Annotated in this window: 12 protein-coding genes; 3 read left to right on the top strand and 9 right to left on the bottom strand. The window is 63.5% G+C overall.

Annotated features, from left to right (window positions below; translation table 11 throughout):
• Window positions 1-56 precede the first annotated feature (56 nt).
• The 3 genes from AA098_RS22145 to AA098_RS22135 form a co-directional block, all read right to left on the bottom strand.
• A complete protein-coding gene (locus AA098_RS22145; protein WP_019750592.1) occupies window positions 57-818 on the bottom strand; it encodes a siderophore-interacting protein in 762 nt (253 codons plus the stop codon).
• Window positions 811-1,356 carry a PadR family transcriptional regulator gene (locus tag AA098_RS22140; protein WP_003254989.1) on the bottom strand — a complete coding sequence of 182 codons (546 nt, stop codon included), beginning with the start codon at window positions 1,354-1,356 and terminating at the stop codon, window positions 811-813. Before AA098_RS22140 ends, AA098_RS22145 begins: the two co-directional genes overlap by 8 nt.
• Before the next feature lie 89 nt (window positions 1,357-1,445).
• A complete protein-coding gene (locus AA098_RS22135) occupies window positions 1,446-4,595 on the bottom strand; it encodes a transglycosylase domain-containing protein (protein ID WP_004575670.1) in 3,150 nt (1,049 codons plus the stop codon).
• A gap of 389 nt (window positions 4,596-4,984) precedes the next feature.
• Here AA098_RS22135 and AA098_RS22130 point away from each other — a divergent pair, with 389 nt between their 5' ends.
• Window positions 4,985-6,403 carry an amino acid permease gene (locus AA098_RS22130; protein ID WP_003254987.1) on the top strand — a complete coding sequence of 473 codons (1,419 nt, stop codon included), beginning with the start codon at window positions 4,985-4,987 and terminating at the stop codon, window positions 6,401-6,403.
• Window positions 6,404-6,439: 36 nt separating this feature from the next.
• Here AA098_RS22130 and AA098_RS22125 read toward each other — a convergent pair whose 3' ends face one another.
• A complete protein-coding gene (locus AA098_RS22125) occupies window positions 6,440-8,059 on the bottom strand; it encodes an FMN-binding glutamate synthase family protein (RefSeq protein WP_004575669.1) in 1,620 nt (539 codons plus the stop codon).
• 397 nt (window positions 8,060-8,456) lie between these two features.
• Entirely contained in the window at window positions 8,457-12,737 is a 4,281-nt protein-coding gene (locus tag AA098_RS22120) for a DEAD/DEAH box helicase (RefSeq protein ID WP_064615004.1), read from the bottom strand.
• Window positions 12,738-12,873: 136 nt separating this feature from the next.
• On the opposite strand from AA098_RS22120, the gene AA098_RS22115 reads away from it, so the two are divergent.
• The gene (locus AA098_RS22115; protein WP_003254983.1) at window positions 12,874-13,287 is read left to right on the top strand and encodes an NUDIX domain-containing protein; all 414 of its coding nucleotides are present in this window, start codon (window positions 12,874-12,876) and stop codon (window positions 13,285-13,287) included.
• Here the strand turns inward: AA098_RS22115 and metR are convergent.
• Window positions 13,271-14,188 (bottom strand): transcriptional regulator MetR, encoded by a 918-nt coding sequence (gene metR / locus AA098_RS22110; RefSeq protein ID WP_003254981.1) that lies wholly within the window; start codon window positions 14,186-14,188, stop codon window positions 13,271-13,273. The two genes, AA098_RS22115 and metR, sit on opposite strands and share 17 nt — an antisense overlap.
• Before the next feature lie 195 nt (window positions 14,189-14,383).
• On the opposite strand from metR, the gene AA098_RS22105 reads away from it, so the two are divergent.
• Complete coding sequence (locus tag AA098_RS22105) at window positions 14,384-15,379, top strand: alpha/beta fold hydrolase (RefSeq protein WP_003254979.1); 996 nt, start codon at window positions 14,384-14,386, stop codon at window positions 15,377-15,379.
• Window positions 15,380-15,400: 21 nt separating this feature from the next.
• On the opposite strand, the gene AA098_RS22100 is transcribed toward AA098_RS22105, so the two are convergent.
• Genes AA098_RS22100 through AA098_RS22090 form a run of 3 tightly spaced genes read right to left on the bottom strand, consistent with a single transcriptional unit; the run spans window position 15,401 to window position 18,990 of the window.
• The gene (locus AA098_RS22100) at window positions 15,401-15,736 is read right to left on the bottom strand and encodes a GlpM family protein (RefSeq protein WP_003254977.1); all 336 of its coding nucleotides are present in this window, start codon (window positions 15,734-15,736) and stop codon (window positions 15,401-15,403) included.
• A 24-nt stretch (window positions 15,737-15,760) separates the two neighbouring features.
• The gene (locus AA098_RS22095) at window positions 15,761-17,089 is read right to left on the bottom strand and encodes a sigma-54 dependent transcriptional regulator (protein ID WP_003254975.1); all 1,329 of its coding nucleotides are present in this window, start codon (window positions 17,087-17,089) and stop codon (window positions 15,761-15,763) included.
• Complete coding sequence (locus AA098_RS22090; RefSeq protein ID WP_064615003.1) at window positions 17,086-18,990, bottom strand: ATP-binding protein; 1,905 nt, start codon at window positions 18,988-18,990, stop codon at window positions 17,086-17,088. The genes AA098_RS22095 and AA098_RS22090 overlap by 4 nt, the downstream gene beginning before the upstream one ends.
• Between the last annotated feature and the right edge of the window lie 22 nt (window positions 18,991-19,012).

Below are 19,012 nucleotides of genomic sequence, written 5' to 3'. Positions count from 1 at the left end.
CCCGATCAGTGTAGGAGCGGGCTTGCCCGCGAAGACGGCAGATCAGGCAATCACGATCACTCGTCGTCGGCAGTCCCGTTGGCCCGCCAGTAGGCTGCAGCCTTTAGCGCGTCTTCCTTTACCCCTTTCTCCAGCAACAACGCCTTGGCCTGGCGAGTCAGGGCTTTTTCCAGCGCTACCCAGGCATACAGCCGGCCTTGCGGCAAGCTCAGGTTCCGCACCAGCTCCAACAAGTCTTCCCCTTGGCGACGTACCCAGATCACTTCCACCTGCGCCTTGCTTGGCAGCGGCTGGCGCTCGTGCTCGTCTTCGATCTGGATGACTGCCAGCACCTGGCGGCCCGCCGGCAACTCCTCCAGCCGACGGCCAATGGCCGGGATGGCAGTTTCATCACCGATCAGCAGGTAGCTGTCGAAAATGTCCGGCACCACCAGCGAGGCCCGTGGCCCTGCGATGTCCAGGGTTTGCCCGGGCGCGGCTTGCGCGGCCCAGGTAGAGGCAGGGCCGTCGCCGTGCAGCACGAAGTCGATGTCCAGCTCATGTGCCACCAGGTCGATGCGCCGTGGTGTGTACTCGCGCATGGTGGGCCGCGCGCCACCGTCCTTGCCCAGGTTGCGGGCCTCGATGGCCTGTTGTTGCTCCGGCGTTTCGGCGAACAGCAGCTTGATATGGTCGTCGCTGCCCACGCTGGTAAAGCCTTGCAGCTCGGCACCCCCCAGGGTGATGCGGCGCATGCGCGGGGTCAGCTCGGTGACCCGCAGCACCTGCAGACGGCGCTGGCGGATCTCGTGGTTTACGCGGTGAATGGTGTCACTCATGGGGCGTCTCCCTGAACGGTTCGGTGGGCCCGGAGGCGATGGCCTTGGCGGTATGGTTGAGCAGGTCACGGACCCGTTCGATTTCTTCCACTGTCCAGCGGCCGCTGTGCATGTGCAGTGCATGGCGCAGGTTGCCGACCGCTTCATGAATCTCTGGCGGGCGGTCGTGGCCGCGCAGGGCGCGTTTGCTGACCTCGATGCGCATGCGCACGCCATCCAGGGCTACTGCCTGATCCGCCAAGGCGCTGCGGCCGGCATCGGTGATGGCGTAGAGGCGTTTGCTGCCTTGTACCTGGCCGCTGATCAGTTCGGCCTCTTCGAGGAAGTTCAGCGTGGGGTAGATCACCCCAGGGCTTGGGCTGTAGCTGCCGTCGAACAGATTTTCGATCTGGCGGATCAGGTCGTAACCGTGGCCGGGCTGCTCGGCCAGCAAGTCCAGCATCAGCAGCTTGAGGTCACCCGGGGCGAAGACACGCGGGCCGCGCTCGCCACGGGCGGGGCGCCGCTCGAAGGGATCATGAGGGGGATGTTCGCGCATAAGGATAGGGCTCCGTCGTTTGCGATATATCTTAAGATATTACTCAAGATATATCTAAAGACAAGTCCTTAAATGCTGATGATTATCATCTACTGCGTCGATGTGTTCCCTGCCGGTGGCGGTGTGTGCAGGGCAACCTGTGGCGGCTTGCACTCATTCGGATTGCCCGGCTGCAGGTATGGCATGAGGATCGGTGCCATGCCCTTGAGCACCTGCACTGGCAGCGCCGAAGTAAATTTGAATGCTTCTGCCGTGCGACCCGGCACAAAGGCGGTCAGCGTGCCGAAATGGTTGTCGCCGAGGAAGAACACGAAGGTGGCGGTGCGGTTTAGCGAGCGCGAGCCGATCAGCCGGCCGCCGGCGCCAAAGCTCTCGATTCGGTTGTCGCCGGTACCGGTCTTGCCGCCCATCACCAGTGGGGTGCCGTCCTGCAGCTTGAAGCTGCCGGAAATACGCCGCGCGGTACCTGCATCGACCACTTGCGACATGGCGCCTTTGAGTGCACGCGCCACTTCGACTGGCAGAATTCGCACGCCCCGGTCCGGGTCTGTGATCAACTTGGTCTCGTAGGGTGTGTTGGCTGCGAAGTGCAGGGTGTCGATGCGCAGGGTCGGCAGGCGAACACCGTCGTTCTGGATGATCCCGACCAGTTCGGAGAGGGCAGCAGGGCGGTCGCCGGAGCTGCCGATGGCGGTGGCCAATGAGGGCACCAGGTGGTCGAATGGATAGCCCACGCGTTTCCAGCGTTGGTGGATGTCGAGGAAGGCTTCGATTTCGACCATGGTGCGGATGCGGCTGTCACGGGCGCCCTGGTAGCGGCTCTTGAACAGCCAGCCGTATACCTCCTGGCGTTCGAAACGACTGGCGTTGATCATCTCGGTCAGTGTCGAGCTTGGGTTCTTCAGCAGGTAGCCAAGCAGCCACAGGTCCAGCGGGTGGACCTTGGCGATGTAACCCTGATCAGGCAGGTCGTACTTGCCGGGGCCGTAAGCTGCGTACATCTCTGACAGACGGCCATCGGTCAGTTTGCCCAACACGGCCTTGTCGCCCTTGAGGTGGGCACGCACGAAGGCGTTGAAGGTTTCCTGGCCCGCCTCGGGGAACAGGTAGCGGTGTACCGCCGCCAACCGCTGCGGGGTCACGCGCATGCTGTCGAGGAAGGTGTCCAGGCGTTGTTGCGAGGTTTTACGCTGGTACTTCTTCCAGAAGCGCATCAGGTAGTTGGTGCCTTCCTTGTCGGCAAAGCGCGCAAGGTATTCCTGGCGGCGCGGGTCGGCATCGTCCTTGAGCAGCGGCACGCGGTTGTACGGCTGCTGGTAAGTCACGTAGCGCACCAGGTCGCGCATCAGGCGGATGAACGGCAGGTTGATCGACTCGCGCAGTGCATCCTTGAGTGTCGGGTTGCGGTTGTTGTCTTCCTTGCGGAAGTTGTTGAATACATGCATCCCGCCACCGGTGAAAAACGCTTCGCCGGTGTTGGCCGAGTACTTGCGCTCGAGCGCGGCGTCGAGCATGGCGTCAAGGCTCTGGTTCTTGCTGTTCAGCGCCAGCCATTCCAGCGACCATTGCGTGATGCGGTCGAGTTCGGCCACTTCGACCTTCTTCAGCTCGGCGGCAGGTTTGCCGGCGTACTTGTCGTGCAGCTCGGCGATAATTTCAAGGTAGGTGGTCAGTACCCGCAGCTTGGCGGTTGAGCCCAGCTCCAGCTTGCTGCCTTCGTTGATGTCGAAGGGCTGGTTGGTGCTGTCGGTCTGCACCCGGACCCGCGAGCCATCGGCGGTGCGTTCGAACAAGGTGAAGCTGTAGCTCACTTGGTCGGTGGTCTTGGCAGTGAGCAGCCGCTCGCCGATCAGGCCGATCTGTGCGGCAAACTCCGGGTCGGCAAGGTTTTTCAGGTACTGGCTGATCTGCAACTGCAGGTCGGCCTGCAAGGTACTGGTGGCTGACAGGTCGAGGCGGTCGAGGTCGTACAGCGGGCGATTGAGCATGGCCGACAGGCGGTTGCGTGCCAGGCTGATGCCCTTGTTGGTAATGATCGGTACGATGGTCGGCTGCGCGACCCAGTCGCGGTACACCGCCTTGCTGGCCAGCGCGGCATCGGCCAGTGGCTGATCGATGACCTTGTTGGCGGCGAGCACGCGGATGTGCGCGTCGGTCAGTTCGGCCAGCTCGACCCGGCCCTTGGACAAGTAATGCGAGGGGCGGCGTTGGGCAATCATCAGCGACAGCACCTGGCGCAGGGCCAGGCCGCGTGCGGCCATGCTCTCGGGGTCGGTGGCGGTGGCGTTCAGGGCCTGGTTGACCTGGTCGAAGTCGGCGCCGTACCACACCCGCAGGCCCTCGGCCATGCCATGTACTTCACCATGCCCAGGCACAGCCGACAGCGGTACGCTGTTGAGGTAGTCACGCACGATGCGCTGGCGTGCCTCGGTGGTGTCGGGGCCGCCCTGGTAGGCACGCACGCTGGCAGAAATCATCTGCCGGATTTTCTCTGCGCCCGACACCGTCAGGCCGTCGGGTGAGTGGCGATATTTCTCCAGCTGCGTGGCCAGGGTGCTGCCGCCGGCAGACTGGCCGGGCAGGGCCAGGTACTTGGCGACCTGGCTGTAGGCGGCCTTGGCAAAGCGCGGCCAGTCCACTGCCGGGTTGTTACGTGGGTCCTGGGTATCCAGCAGGTCGCGGTTTTCGATGAACAGCAAGCTGTTGACCATCACGGGAGGGATCGCTGCAAAGTCCGGGTACAGGTGCTGGGGGTAGTTGTACTGGTACAGCGTGTCGCCGCGGCAGTCGGTGATCGACAGGCCGGCCTGGATTTTCTCGATATAGGGCGCGAACAGCCCATGATCGACGTAGTTCATCAATGCGGGTGAGAACTTCACCTGTTCACTGATGAGGTAGTCGCGCTTGAGCAGGCGTGGCAGGAATTCACCCAGGGCGCTGTAGCCCAGGCGTTTGTCGAACGGCCCATCACCGGGGTAGATGATGGCATCGCTGGGACCGGGTTGCAGTGAATAGGTCAGTGTACCGGCCAGTTTGCTGAACTCGCGCGATTGCAGTTCGGAGGTACGGAATTCGTCATACGCGGCAACACCTATGGCTACCAGTGCCACCAGCAGGATGAGGATGATCAGCCGCCACCATAGCCGACGCTGACGGGGGGACTTGGGTTGTGGCGTCTCGGCCGGAGGTATCTCGGGTGCTTCCGTTCTGCTTGGTTCCGATTGCCACAGTGCGCCCATAGTCTTCTATCCGGCCAAGTATTTTCGTCTTGCTTGTCTGAAGCTTAGACGTTGAGTGGATAGGGTGAAAAATTTGTAAGAAGAAGGAAAGTGGTGAGGGGCTATGCGGCTTTGGTGTGGGTTCCTTCAACGGCCGATGTTGCTATGGTGCCCCGGCGATTTTTGGGGCGGGTAGCGGCCCCAGAGTTCTAGCCAAATTTCTGCATATATACAGTGAAAACTCCTACAACGGTCTTCCTATACTGCTCGCCCCCTTCGCCTTGCCGGGCGCTCTACTCCGGCACACGGGCCGGTCCACAAGGCCAGCCTGGCAAGCCAATGCCACGCCTATCGGCTTGGTCGCGGCGGCACGAAGGTCAAATCCAATAACAAAATGAGGTTGTATTGCTATGCCAGTCGGCAACCACTCTGCCCACGGCCAGGCCACAGAAGGCGGCCCGCTCAAGCGTGAACTGGGCGAACGGCACATCCGCCTGATGGCGCTGGGCGCCTGTATCGGTGTCGGTCTTTTCCTCGGTTCGGCCAAGGCGATCGAAATGGCCGGTCCGGCCATCATGTTGTCCTACATCATCGGCGGCCTGGCCATCCTGGTGATCATGCGCGCCCTTGGTGAAATGGCCGTGCACAACCCCGTCGCCGGCTCGTTCAGCCGTTATGCCCAGGATTACCTTGGCCCATTGGCGGGCTTCCTGACCGGCTGGAACTACTGGTTCCTGTGGCTGGTGACCTGTGTTGCCGAAATCACGGCAGTGGCCATCTACATGGGCATCTGGTTCCCCGACGTTCCGCGCTGGATCTGGGCCCTGGCGGCGCTGGGCAGCATGGGCGCGGTCAACCTGGTGGCGGTGAAGGCTTTTGGTGAGTTCGAGTTCTGGTTCGCGCTGATCAAGATCGTCACCATCATCGCCATGGTGCTTGGCGGCATCGGCATCATTGCCTTCGGCTTTGGCAATGACGGTGTGGCAGTGGGGATCTCCAACCTGTGGAGCAACGGCGGCTTCATGCCCAATGGCGTGACCGGCGTGCTGATGTCGCTGCAGATGGTGATGTTCGCCTATCTGGGTGTGGAAATGATCGGCCTCACCGCCGGTGAAGCACGCAACCCGCAAAAGACCATTCCCCAGGCCATCGGCTCGGTGTTCTGGCGCATCCTGCTGTTCTACGTCGGCGCGTTGTTCGTGATCCTGTCGATTTACCCGTGGAACGAAATCGGCAGCCAGGGCAGCCCGTTCGTCATGACCTTCGAGCGCCTCGGCATCAAGACCGCTGCCGGCATCATCAATTTCGTGGTCATCACGGCGGCGCTTTCGTCGTGCAACGGCGGCATCTTCAGCACCGGGCGCATGCTCTATAGCCTGGCGCAGAACGGCCAGGCGCCGGCGGCCTTCGCCCGCACCTCGAAGAACGGCGTGCCACGCAATGCGCTGCTGCTGTCGATCGGCGCGTTGCTGCTGGGCGTGCTGGCCAACTACCTGGTGCCAGAAAAGGTCTTCGTCTGGGTGACCTCGATCGCCACCTTCGGTGCGATATGGACCTGGGTGATGATCTTGCTGGCACAGCTGAAGTTCCGTGCCGGCCTTACCACGGCCGAGCGCAAGGCACTGAAGTACCGCATGTGGCTGTGGCCGCTGAGCTCGTATCTGGCACTGGCCTTCCTGGTGCTGGTGGTCGGGCTGATGGCGTACTTCGAGGACACGCGTGTGGCCCTGTACATCGGCCCGGCGTTCCTGGTGTTGCTGACAGTGCTGTATTACACGTTCCGCCTGGCGCCGAAAGACGCACAAGGTGTGACGAGTACCGCCTCCTGACCTGACGTGGGGCCGCTTTGCGGCCCCATCGTTCTCTCAGGCCGCCACTTCGCTGTGCGGCTCGAAACTGTCCGCCCGGGCCAGTTGCCACATCCGCGAATAGAACTGCCCGTTCACCTCGCCGGTCAGCAGCTCACCTGGCTTCAAAAACACATGCATCTGCGAGAACAGCTTGATCTCGGTGGCTGAAATGCGCCGCACCAGGTGCTTGGCCTCCAGTTGTGCCGGATGCTCCAGGCCGGCCGCCGCCAGCATTTCTGCCAAGGCACGCAACGTGTTGTGATGGAAGTTCAGCACCCGCTGGGCTTTGTCGGGCACCACCAGCGCACGCTGGCGTAGCGGATCTTGCGTGGCCACACCGGTCGGGCACTTGTTGGTGTGGCAGCTTTGCGACTGGATGCAGCCGATGGCGAACATGAAGCCCCGTGCCGAGTTGGCCCAGTCGGCGCCAATGGCCAGCACGCTGGCGATGTCGAAGGCGCTGACAATCTTGCCGCTGGCGCCCAGCTTGATCTTGTCGCGCAGGTTCAGGCCGACCAGGGTGTTGTGCACGAACAGCAGGCCTTCACGCAGTGGCACGCCGATATGGTCGGTGAACTCCACGGGCGCTGCGCCGGTGCCGCCTTCCTTGCCATCGACGACGATGAAGTCGGGCAGGATGCCGGTTTCCAGCATGGCCTTGGCGATGCCCATGAATTCCCACGGGTGGCCCAGGCAGAACTTGAACCCCACTGGCTTGCCACCGGACAGTTCACGCAACTGGGCGATGAACTGCATCATTTCGATCGGTGTCGAGAAGGCGCTGTGGCGCGACGGTGAGATGCAATCCTCGCCCATCAGCACGCCACGGGTTTCGGCAATTTCCTGGGTGACCTTGTGTTTGGGCAGTATGCCGCCATGGCCAGGCTTGGCACCCTGGCTCATCTTGATCTCGATCATGCGCACCTGAGGGCTGCGCGCCTGGGCCGCAAAACGTTCGGGATCGAAGCGCCCATCTGGCGTGCGGCACCCGAAGTAGCCGCTGCCCAGTTCCCACACCAGGTCACCACCGTGCTCGCGATGGTAGGGGCTGATGCTGCCCTCGCCGGTGTCATGGTGGAAATTGCCCAGTTTGGCGCCCTGGTTGAGCGCACGGATGGCATTGGCGCTGAGTGAGCCGAAACTCATGGCCGAAATGTTGAAGATCGACGCGGAGTACGGCTGGCTGCACTGCGGCCCACCGACGATGACGCGGAAGCTGGCTGGGTCGGCCAGCGGTGCCGGGCGCATGGAGTGGCCGATGAACTCGAAACCGGATTCATATACGTCGATCAGGGTGCCGAAAGGTTTGTCCGAGGCTTCGTTCTTCGCCCGGGCATACACCAGCGAACGCTGGGCGCGAGAGAAGGGCAGGGCATCGCTGTCGGACTCCAGCAGGTATTGGCGGATTTCCGGGCGAATGGCCTCGACCAGATATCGGATGTTGCCAAGAACCGGGTAGTTACGGCGGACGGCGTGGCGCTGCTGCAACAGGTCGAACAGGCCGATCAGGCTGAGAATGCCTGTGGTCAGGGTGAACGGCCACAACCATTCGTGGTGGCTGAAGGGGAGGCTCGCCAGGGTGAACAGCACACAGGCGGCGAAGAAGGCATAACGACTGAGAAGTGACAGGCTCATACAGGGTCCTTGCGATGGCGCGGTCAGGCTCAGGGCCTGGGGGCAAAACCCGACCATAGCCAAGTTGCCGGGCACTGCAAAATAAAATTGGGGTAGCGAAAATCATTCTCGACCCGAGCCAAATTGCCTGGTCGCAGCGCATACCGCTGTAGGAGCGGGTTTACCCGCGAAAGGGCCGGGCCTGCTGGCCAATTTCACCCGCCGCTCACCGTTGCTGCCGCTACCGTATTCGCGGGTAAACCCGCTCCTACACCTATCGGGGGTGGGCACACATTGATGATTGGGCACAGGCCGTCGTGTAGGAGCGGGTTTACCCGCGAAAGGGCCGGGCCTGCTGGCCAATTTCACCCGCCGTTCACCGTTGCCGCCGCCACCGTATTCGCGGGTAAACCCGCTCCTACAGGGGGTCGCGCAGCAGTTTTTGCCGCCAGCTTTCCTGCTCCTGTGCGGACGCCTCGACCAGATACGCGTAACGCCCGGCCATCCGCACCGCCACCGGTATTCCGTCGCGATACAGAAGCCGGTTGCCAATCACTGCCGGCACTTTCGCCCCGGGCAGCAACGAGCCGATCAGGTTCAGCGGGTCACCGGCGCTCACCACCTGCAGCGTTCCGTCCGGTTCACGTCGTCTCACCTGCCGCAGCAATACTACCGCCTCAGGCACGGCGAACTGTTCACCGGCCAGCCCGGCAATGAAGCGCCCGCCCCGGATCTCGCCACGCGCTTCCAATCGGTGATAGCAGCGCAGCAGCTCACGCCAGGGCGGCAGTACATCACTCTCGCGCGCCAACAGCCGCCAGCAGATCACGCCATAGCGGCGCAGCAGCGTGCGGGCAATGTGCTCCAGGCGCTGGTCGTGATCCGGTGGCGCATCGCTGCGGCGCAGCAGGGCCCAACGTCCGGCATGCGCCATGCTGCTGGAAAGCGGCGGGTGGCCTCGGCGGCTGTTACGTGAGCTGCGCTTGGTTGCAGGCGTGATCAGGCTGCGCAAGCCAGTGAAACTGTCCGCCCCGGCCAGGCCCGAGCCCACCAGCTCCTGCAGTGCAGTTTCCAGTTCACTGGGCAGCAGGTGTGCCTCATGTGCCAGTTCATCGAAGAACAGCGCACCCTGGGTTTTCAGCGCTTCGTGCACACGTTGCGCACGTAGGCCAAGGGCGTCGACAGCAGGTGCGGGCGCCAGGCTGCGCCACGTGTTCAACTGGTCCCGCGGCAGCAACACCAGTGGGGTACTGGTCAACGTGCTGCTCGCCACTGTTGCCGCCAGCCGGCTCCAGGCAAACTGGCCGCTTCGGCAGGCTTCGTCGAGCCAGTGCGGACTGTAGTCTTTGATACGCGCCGGCAGCAGCTCCGCCTCCCAGGCCGCTGCGGCGCTGGGGAATCCTTGTAACTGGCCCAGCACTTCGGCCACCGCCTGCGGACCACGCAGGCGCTCGTCAGGCGCCAGGTGCTGCCAATCGAACAGAAAGCGCATGAAGTCTTGCAGGCTGACCGGTTCGATCTCGCGGCGCAGGCGTTTGACCGTGTAGCGGTGGATGCGCGCCAGCAAGTGGCGTTCGCACCATTGCAGGTCAGTGGCACCTGGGCTGAAATGCCCGCGCAGCACATAGCCTTCGGCTTCCAGGCGGGCCAGCGCCTGTTCGATATCGGTTACCGGTTTGCCCAATGGCGCAGCGATTTGCGCCAGGGTCTGTGGGCCATGGCCGCTCAGGCGGGCGCGCAGCAGTTCGCTCAGTGTGTTGTCGGGCTCGATGGGCTGGTCGAAGCCAGCGAGCCGTTCGAGCGCTGGCTCCCTGTGCGCTGTGGGGTACAGTGCCAGCAGCAGGTTCAGGCGTTCGCGGGCCAACCAGAGCTTGTCATCGGGCAGGCGCAAGGCACGCCCGGCCTTGGCCAGCTGCCTTAGCAGCACATCCCAGCAGGGGTTGGCATCTACCTCGACCTGACCGATGGCACCCAGGCTCATCAATGCTTCGTGCATTTCGTCGGGATTGGCCGGCTGTGGCCAGGCCTCGGCCGCTACGGCAGCAATGGCATCAGCGTCCAGCGCGCCCAGGTCGTCGCTACTGTGCACGTCGTTCCAGCGCCGGTTGAGTACCGCCTGGGTACGTCGTTCTTCCAGTGGCGCATCGTCCAGAAAGGCATAAGGCCGGGCATTGAGAATCGCTGAAGCCAGCGGCGAGGGGGCGGGCAAATCCCTGCACAGCAAGCGCACTGCACCGCTTTCCATGCGCCGCAGCAGGGCCAGCCAGCCTTCGCTGTCCATCGCCTCGTGCAGGCAGTCGTCGAGGGTTTGCTCGACCAGCGGATGGTCGGGAATCTGCCGCTCGCCGACGATGTTTTCCAGGCAGGCGATCTGGTCGGGGAACACAGCGGCAACCAGGTCCTCACTCTTCATGCGCTGGATTTGTGGCGCCACCTTGCGTCCGCCCACAAAGCGCGGTAGTGCCATGGCCACGCCTGCATTCCAGCGCCAGCGCACGCCAAACAGCGGTGCATCGAGCAGGGCCTGGATGAGAATCGGCTCGGCGCTGCGGCTGTTCAGGTAACGCCACACTTCGTCCAGCTCGAAACTGTGGCTGGTCGACAGAGACAGCACGATGGCGTCCTCGCTGGCGGCAGCCTGCAGTTCGAAGTTGAAGGTGCGGCAGAAGCGCTTGCGCAGGGCCAGGCCCCAGGCGCGGTTGATGCGGCTACCGTAGGGTGAATGAATGATCAGTTGGGTCCCGCCGGACTCATCGAAAAAACGTTCCATCACCAGCGTATCCTGCGAGGGCAGGGCGCCAAGCACTTCACGGGTGCGGGCCAGGTAGTCGAGCAACTGGCCCGCACAAGCTTCGTCCAGTTCGAAGGTCGCCTGCAACCAGGCCAGTACCTCCACCGTGTCGCCGCCTGCCTGCGCCAGTTGCTGGTCGATTCGCGCCTGCAGCCGGGCCACGGCGGCAGACAGCTCGTCACTGCGCCCCGGCGCTTCACCCAGCCAGAACGGAATGGTCGGTGGCAGGCCATGAGCATCCTCTACCCGCACCCGGCCCGGCTCGACGCGCAGAATGCGATAGGAGGCGTTGCCCAGCTGGAAAATATCGCCGGCAATGCTTTCCACGGCAAAGTCTTCATTGACGCTGCCGATGTTCAGCGCCTGCGGTTCCAGCAACACGGCGTAGTCGGCGTTGTCGGGGATGGTGCCGCCGCTGGTCAGCGCGGTCAGTTGGCTGCCACGTCGGCCACGCAGCGTGCCGCTCACTGCGTCACGGTGCAAGTAGGCACTGCGCACACCCTGGCGGCCGTTGTAGCCCTCGGCGAGCATGCGCAGCAGGGCCTGGTAATGGTGCTGGTCAAGCTCGGCGTAAGGTGTGGCCTGGCGCAGGCAATCCAGCAGATCCTGTTCGTGCCAGGCCTGGTTGCTGGCTTCTGCGACGATCTGCTGGGCCAGCACATCCAGCGGTGCCCGGGGGATGTGCAGTGCGTCCAGTTCGCCCTGTCGAACGCAGTCAAGCAAGGCAACGCATTCGATCAGGTCATCGCGTGAGGTGGGGAACAGGCGCCCCTTCGGCACACCATCGACCTGGTGTCCAGCGCGGCCAACCCGTTGCAGGAAGCCGGCAATCGAGCCCGGCGAGGCGATCTGGCAGACCAGGTCGATATCGCCGATATCAATGCCAAGCTCCAGCGATGCGGTCGCGACCAGCACCTGGAGCTGGCCGCTCTTGAGCCGCTGCTCCGCATCCAGGCGCAGCGCTTTGGACAGGCTGCCATGGTGTGCGGCAACCGCCTCCTTGCCCAGCCGGTCGCTGAGGTGGCGGGTGATACGTTCGGCCAGGCGCCGGGTATTGACGAATACCAGCGTGGTGCGGTGTTCACGGGCAAGGGTGGCCAAGCGGTCATACACCAGGCCCCAGACATCAGTGGCCATCACCGCCCCCAACGGTACCGGCGGCACTTCGATGGCCAGGTCACGCTTGCGGGCATGGCCGATATCGACAATGTCGCAGGGGCGCCCGCTACCCACCAGAAACTGCGCCACCCGTTCGACCGGGCGTTGGGTAGCGGACAGGCCGATCCGCCGCAGTGGCTTTTTGCACAAGGCTTGCAGGCGCTCCAAGGTCAGGGCCAGATGGGCGCCACGCTTGTTACCGGCCAAGGCATGGATTTCGTCGACGATTACCGTGTGCACATAGGCCAGGCCTTCACGGCCAGACGCCGAGCCCATCAGCACGTAAAGCGATTCGGGGGTCGTCACCAGAATGTGCGGGGCCAGCTTGCGCATGGCGGCGCGTTCCTTCTGCGGAGTATCGCCGGTGCGTACCGCCGTGGTGATGCGTGGGGCGTTCAGGCCTTGCTCTGCAATGGCTTGGCTGATGCCTTCGAGCGGGGCCTGCAGGTTCAGACGAATGTCATTGGACAGGGCCTTCAGAGGTGAAACGTAGATCACCAGTGTCTGTGCGGGCAGTTCACCCTGGTGCTTCATGCCTTCACGCAGCAGCTCATCTAGCACGGCCAGAAAAGCGCTCAGGGTCTTGCCTGAGCCGGTCGGCGCGGCCAGCAGCATGGATTGCCCGGCGTGGATCAACGGCCAGGCCTGTGCCTGGGCATCGGTGACCGTGGCGAAGCGGCGGCGGAACCAGGTGCTGACGGCAGGGTGGAACAGCTCGAGCACCGGGTGGTGTTTGGCGGGCAGGTTCATGTGGTGTTTATGGAGGGTGTGCAACAGGTTGGCAAGGGGCCGCTCGTCTGCCAGGCCGACACAGGAATGACCGGCCTTGTCAGGCCAATGACCCCATGGGATCCTCGCGGGTCATTTTATTCAGCGAGCCCACTTCATGCCCAACATCATCCGCATCGCCGCCGCCCTGTTGATCGACCCTCAGGGCCGCACGCTGCTGGTGCGCAAGCGTGGCACCGAGGCTTTCATGCAGCCAGGCGGCAAGATCGATGCCGGTGAAACGCCGGTACAGGCGCTGGTGCGCGAGTTGCAGGAGGAACTGGGCCTGCGCATCGACCCGGCTCAAGCCATGCACCTGGGCCAGTTCAGTGCCCCCGCCGCCAACGAACCAGGCTTCGAAGTGCAAGCTGAACTGTTCCGTGTCGACAGCGCCGCTGCCGTGGTGCCGGCCGCAGAGATCGAGGAGGTGGTCTGGCTGGCTGCAGATCAGGCGCCCGTCATGCCACTGGCTCCCCTGACCCGCGACTTGATCCTGCCGCTGTATCGCCAGGCGCTCAACGCACCGCGCTGACGCCGTCGAGGGTAGCGAACGAGGTGTCCTTGGCCGTCAGCAAAAAGTCGCGCATGTACGGGGCATCGAGCATGTCGGTGCGTACGGCGGCATAAAGCGTGGCAAACAGGCCTTTCTCGCCCAGGCGTTTGCCCTTCACATAGCCGCGCGAGCTGTACTCGTGCAGCGCCCAATGCGGCATGCCGCATACGCCACGGCCGCTGGCCACCAGCTGCATCATCATCACCGTCAGCTCCGAGGTACGCACGGCGGCTGGCTCGATATCGGCCGGCTCCAGGAAGCGCGTGAAGATGTCCAGGCGATCGCGCTCCACCGGGTAGGTGATCAGCGTCTGGTCGAGCAAGTCTTGCGGCACGATGTAAGGCTTGCTGGCCAGCGGGTGCTGGTTGGCCACTGCCAGCATCGCCTCGTAGGTGAACAGCGGCACATAAGTGATGCCTGCCAGGTCCACCGGGTCGGAGGTCACCACCAGGTCAAGGTCGCCGCGGGCCAGGGCCGGTAGCGGGGCGAAGGCAAAGCCCGAGGCCAGGTCCAGTTCCACTTCCGGCCAGGCATCACGGAACTGGTCGATGGTCGGCATCAGCCACTGGAAGCAGCTGTGGCATTCGATAGCCATGTGCAGGCGTCCGGCAGTGCCTCCGGCCAGGCGTGCGATGTCACGTTCGGCACTGCGCAGCAACGGCAGGGTGGCATCAGCCAGTTGCAGCAGACGCAGCCCGGCGCTGGTGAAGCGGATTGGCTTGGTCTTGCGCACGAAAATCGGGAGGCCCAGGCGCTCTTCCAGCTCCTTGAACTGGTGCGACAACGCCGACTGGGTCAGGTGCAGGCGTTCGGCGGCCTCCACCAGGCTGTCGGCTTCGCGCAGGGCATGAAGGGTTTTCAGGTGACGGATCTCCAGCACAGATGACTCCGGGGTGTGGAATTGAAGAAACAGGGAATGAATTGAGTTTCTCTCATGATGCGGCATCTGTCGACTGGGCGATCGTCGCACCGCCTGGCGGGAGTCATGAAACTGTCACCGAACTGTGGCAGCGCGCCCGAACAGAATTCATCAGACTCGCGCTCTACTGGGGATCTGCATTCTGGTGTTTCTTTCATGCGGGCTTTTTGGCTTTTTCTTTTCTTCCTGTTCAGCGTTCCGGCGAGTTTCGCCGAACAGCGCTGTGACGCCCAGGTGCCGGTGCAGCGTGCCGAACTCGGTGCCGTCAGCCTGGTGTACCAGAGCGTCGGTGCGCCACGCGACCCGGCCTTGCTGCTGGTCATGGGCTTGGGCGGGCAGCTGATTCATTGGCCAGATGATGTGGTCGAGGCATTGTGCCGCCAAGGTTTTCGGGTGATCCGCTATGACAACCGCGATGTCGGCCTGTCACGCTGGAACCAGGTACCACCGCACGCCAACCTGACGCTCGAACTGTTGCGTTACAAGTTGGGCCTGCCCGTGTCGGCGCCCTATACGCTGACTGATATGGCCGATGACGGCTTGCGCCTGATGGACGCGTTGGGCGTGCGCCAGTTTCATGTATTGGGGGTGAGCATGGGCGGCATGATTGCCCAGCACCTGGCGGCGATGGCGCCTGAGCGTGTGCGCAGCCTGACGCTGGTCATGTCCAGTTCAGGGGCGGCGGGGCTGCCGGCGCCGGCCCCGGCGTTGGTGCAGTTGCTGGCCCGGCGCAGCGCGCCGAACCGTGAAGTGGCTATCGAGCAGCAGGCCGACCTGCTGGCGGCCCTGGGCAGCCCTGAGGTACGAGACGACCGCGAAGTGTTGCTGCAGCAGGCGGCGCAGGCCTACGACCGGGCGTTCAACCCTGACGGGGCCAAGCGCCAGATCATGGCGATACTGGCCGAGCCGAGCCGCGTCGAGTTGCTCAACCAGTTGCGAGTGCCGACCCTGGTGGTACACGGCACGGCTGATCCGTTATTGCCGGTGATGCATGGCGTGCACCTGGCGGCGCATATCCAGGGCAGCCAGTTACGCTTGATCCCGGGGTTGGCGCACCGTTTTCAGGAGCCGTTCAAGGCGCCGTTACTGGGGGCGGTGTTGCCTTATTTGCAGGCGCACAGGCAAGCGGTCACGCACATCGCAGGGCTCTGAATCTGCGCTGGCTGCTTTCGATCAGTGCATCCGCACCCACACAGTCACCAGCACGGTCGCGGCGATCAGCCAGGCCAGCGTGGCCAGCGCCATCGATGCCTCGAGGCGCAAGCGGTCGACCAGTACATACAGGGTTGCCAGGTACACGAAATACGGAATGATCGACCACATGCCAAACAGGATGGTGGTCTTCAGGTCGGCAATGCTGCGCCCCTTGCCGACGATGTAGTGGGCAATCAGGGCGAAGGTGGGGAACAGCGGCACCAGCCCTGCGATGTAGTAGTTGCGCGTTTTCGACAGCACCGCCAGCAACAGCACCACGCCTGCGCCCAGGGCCGCTTTGAATACCAGGTCCACGTTGTTTTCCAGTTTGGGTTCAAGTCAGCCGAGGCCGTATTTTTTCACTTTGTCGAACAGCGTGGTCTTGGCCATGCCCAGCTCCTGGCTGGCCTGGCTCAGGTTGCCGCCCGTGCGTTGCAGGGCATCAGTGAGCAGGTTGCGTTCGAATGCTTCCACCGCCTCGGCAAAAAGCAGGCCTTGGTTGGCACCTCCGCTGGGGCCTTTCTTGAATGCTGGCAGGCCGAGGGCATAGCGTTCGGCCACGTTGCGCAACTCGCGCACGTTACCCGGCCAGTCATGGGCCATCAGGCGCGACAGGGTCTGACTGTCCAGTGTCGGTGTTTCGCGGTCGAAGCGCAGGGCCGACTGCTGCAGGAAATGTTCGAACAACTGCAGGATGTCTTCACGGCGCTCACGCAGCGGCGGCAGCTCCAGGGTGACCACGTTCAGCCGGTAATACAGGTCGCTGCGGAACTGGCCGCTCTGGCCCAAGGCATCGAGGTCGGCCTTCGTCGCGGCGATCACCCGGCAATCCACCGGGATGCTCTGGTTCGAGCCCAATCGCTCCAGGGTGCGCTCCTGCAGCACGCGCAGCAGCTTGATCTGCAGGTTGATCGGCATGCTCTCCACTTCATCGAGGAACAGCGTGCCGCCATTGGCGTGTTCGATCTTGCCGATGCGGCGTTTGCCGGCTCCGGTGAAGGCGTTGGCCTCGTGGCCGAATATCTCGCTTTCAAACAGGTTTTCCGGCAGGCCGCCACAGTTCAGTGCCACGAACGGGTGGCTCTGGCGACGGCTGAAGTCGTGCAGGCAGCGCGCGACCAGCTCTTTGCCGGTGCCGGTCTCACCTTCGATCAGCACGTTGGCTGAGGTGTCGGCGACGTTGGCGATCAGTTCGCGCAAGTGCTCCATGGCCGGTGAGCGACCAATGATGCGTCCCTCCAGGCTGCTCTGCTCGGCCAGCTGGCGGCGCAGGGCCACCACTTCGCGTGACAGCCCGCGCTGTTCCAACGCGCGGCGCACCACATCGACCAGGCGCTCGGGGGAGAACGGTTTTTCCATGAAGTCGTAGGCGCCGTTACGCATGGCGCCAACGGCCATGTCGATATCGCCATGGCCAGTGATCAGCACCACCGGCAGGCTGCGGTCACGGGCCTTGAGGCGATTGAGCAGCTCCAGGCCATCAATACCCGGCAGGCGGATATCGCTGACGACAATGCCGGCGAAATCGTCGCCGATGCGTTCCAGTGCCTGTTCGGCGCTGCCCACGCCCTCGCAGGCGATATCCTCCAGGGCCAGCGCCTGCTGGCAGCCGAGCAGCACATGCGGGTCGTCTTCGACAATCAGGACGGTAAGAGGCGCTTGGTTCATGGATGCTCTGCCGATTCGCTAGGGGGGGAAACCAGGGGCAAGGCCAGGACGAAGGCTGTGCCGCCGGTGGCGGGATGCTCGACGTTGAGGCTTCCCTTGGCGGCGGCGGCAAGGGAAGCCGACAAGGTCAGGCCCAGGCCCAGGCCATGCTCGCCCGGTTTGGTGGTAAAGAAGGGTTCGAACAGGTGCTTGCGCGCTTCGGCGTCAATGCCGTGGCCGTTGTCGCGCACCTGCAAACGGTACTTGTCGCCCTGCAACTCGCCTTCCAGCCACAGCTCAGGCTGCGGTTGCGCGGCCATCGCGTCAAGGGCGTTGCCGATCAGGTTGACCAGAATCTGCTCCAGGCGGGTCTGGTCGATGGCCAGTTGCTGGTCCTCGAACTGATGGTGCAATTGCAAGTGACAGGCACTGACGCGGTTAGCCAGCACCTGCAGGGTGGCCTCTACCGCCTTGGCCAGTGAAGCCTGGCCGCTGTCATCGCCGCGCCGAGCGAACGAGCGCAGGCTGGCGGTGATGCGGCCCATGCGGTCGATCAGGTCATTCATGGTGCGCAGGTTGGTGCTGGCGGTTTCCAGCGCCCCGCGCTCAAGGAAGCGCACCGTATTGCCAGACAAGGTGCGCAGCGCAGCCAAGGGTTGGTTCAGCTCGTGGGCAATGCTGGTAGACATTTGCCCGATGGCGGCCAGCTTACCTGCTTGCACCAGCTCATCCTGGGCGTGGCGCAAGGTCTGTTCGGCATGCCGGCGCTCGCGAATCTGGCCCTTGAGGCGTTCGTTGCTGGCGCGCAGGTCGGCGGTGCGTTCGGCAATCCGCCGCTCCAGCTGGCTGTTGGCCTCTTCAAGGGCTTCACGGGCCGCCAGGCGGGTGGCGATCACTTTGCGCCGCTCGTTCCAGGCAATGCCGAGGATCGCCAGCAAGGCAAAGGCCACGCCCACCAGAATGCCCTGCACCATGGATTCGCGACGCAGGTCCTGCAGTGGGGTCAGCAGGGTGAAATGCCAGGGCGTGTCGACCAGGCGCCTGGTTTGCGCCAGGTAGGCCACCTCGTGCGGTTTGCCATGAGCGGTTTCGGTGTTGGCCGGGAAGGTCAGTTTTTCCACACCATCGGCCAGGGTTTCCCGGGCCAGGGGCTGCAATTCGTTCAGCGGCCACCAGTAGTACTGCAGGCTTCGCGCCAGGCGCTCCTTGATTTGCGGGGTCAGCGGGCGCACCGACTTAAGGCGCCGGGCCGGGTCGCTGGAGAGAATGATGATGCCATTCTCGTCGCTGACGAACGCCTCCAGGCGGGCACGCTGCCAGCGCTCCTCGAGGGTGTCCAGGCGCACCTTGATCACCGCAACGCCTATGATCTTGCCGTGCTCCTCAAGGCCATGGGCCAGGTAATAGCCAGCCTCGCCAGTGGTACTGCCGATGCCGTAGAACCGCCCTGGCTCGCCGCGCACGGCAGTCTGGAAGTAGGCGCGGAACGACAGGTCTTCACCCAGGAACGAGTCGGCATCGCGCCAGTTGCTGGTGGCCTGTACCCGGCCATTGGTGTCGAGGACGAAGATGGCCCGACTGCGACTGCGACGGTTCAGGCCTTCAAGGTATTCGTTGACCGTCTGGCGTGAGGCGCCGTCCGGGTCGGTGAGCAGGTGCGAGACGCTGTCTTCCAGCTCCAGCAGGCTTGGCAAGTAGGTGTACTTGCTGATTTCGCTTTCGACCGTGCGTGCGTGCAGCTCCAGCTGGCGTTCGCCGTTTTCGCTGAGGGTGCGGATACCATTGCTCTCGCTGAACAGGTAGCCAGCCATTCCCAGGCCGACCATCAGCAGGATGATCAGTGGTGGTAACAGCAATTGACGGATCAGGCGGGAATTCACGGCAGGCTTGGCAGGGCGAAGTAGCGAGGGATCGCATTTCATCACAGTGGCCTTGTTACGACCA

It is taken from the genome of Pseudomonas sp. JY-Q (genome assembly GCF_001655295.1).
GTDB lineage: Bacteria > Pseudomonadota > Gammaproteobacteria > Pseudomonadales > Pseudomonadaceae > Aquipseudomonas > Aquipseudomonas alloputida.
Note: the sequence above shows the minus strand (reverse complement) of the source record. Positions and strands in the feature narration are given on the sequence as shown.

Excerpts from the sequence above, each read along its gene's own strand:
- AA098_RS22145 (WP_019750592.1), bottom strand. The coding sequence starts at position 818 with ATGAGTGACACCATTCACCGCGTAAACCACGAGATCCGCCAGCGCCGT.
- AA098_RS22140 (WP_003254989.1), bottom strand. The coding sequence starts at position 1,356 with ATGCGCGAACATCCCCCTCATGATCCCTTCGAGCGGCGCCCCGCCCGT.
- AA098_RS22135 (WP_004575670.1), bottom strand. The coding sequence starts at position 4,595 with ATGGGCGCACTGTGGCAATCGGAACCAAGCAGAACGGAAGCACCCGAG.
- AA098_RS22130 (WP_003254987.1), top strand. The coding sequence starts at position 4,985 with ATGCCAGTCGGCAACCACTCTGCCCACGGCCAGGCCACAGAAGGCGGC.
- AA098_RS22125 (WP_004575669.1), bottom strand. The coding sequence starts at position 8,059 with ATGAGCCTGTCACTTCTCAGTCGTTATGCCTTCTTCGCCGCCTGTGTG.
- AA098_RS22120 (WP_064615004.1), bottom strand. The coding sequence starts at position 12,737 with ATGAACCTGCCCGCCAAACACCACCCGGTGCTCGAGCTGTTCCACCCT.
- AA098_RS22115 (WP_003254983.1), top strand. The coding sequence starts at position 12,874 with ATGCCCAACATCATCCGCATCGCCGCCGCCCTGTTGATCGACCCTCAG.
- AA098_RS22105 (WP_003254979.1), top strand. The coding sequence starts at position 14,384 with ATGCGGGCTTTTTGGCTTTTTCTTTTCTTCCTGTTCAGCGTTCCGGCG.
- AA098_RS22095 (WP_003254975.1), bottom strand. The coding sequence starts at position 17,089 with ATGAACCAAGCGCCTCTTACCGTCCTGATTGTCGAAGACGACCCGCAT.
- AA098_RS22090 (WP_064615003.1), bottom strand. The coding sequence starts at position 18,990 with ATGAAATGCGATCCCTCGCTACTTCGCCCTGCCAAGCCTGCCGTGAAT.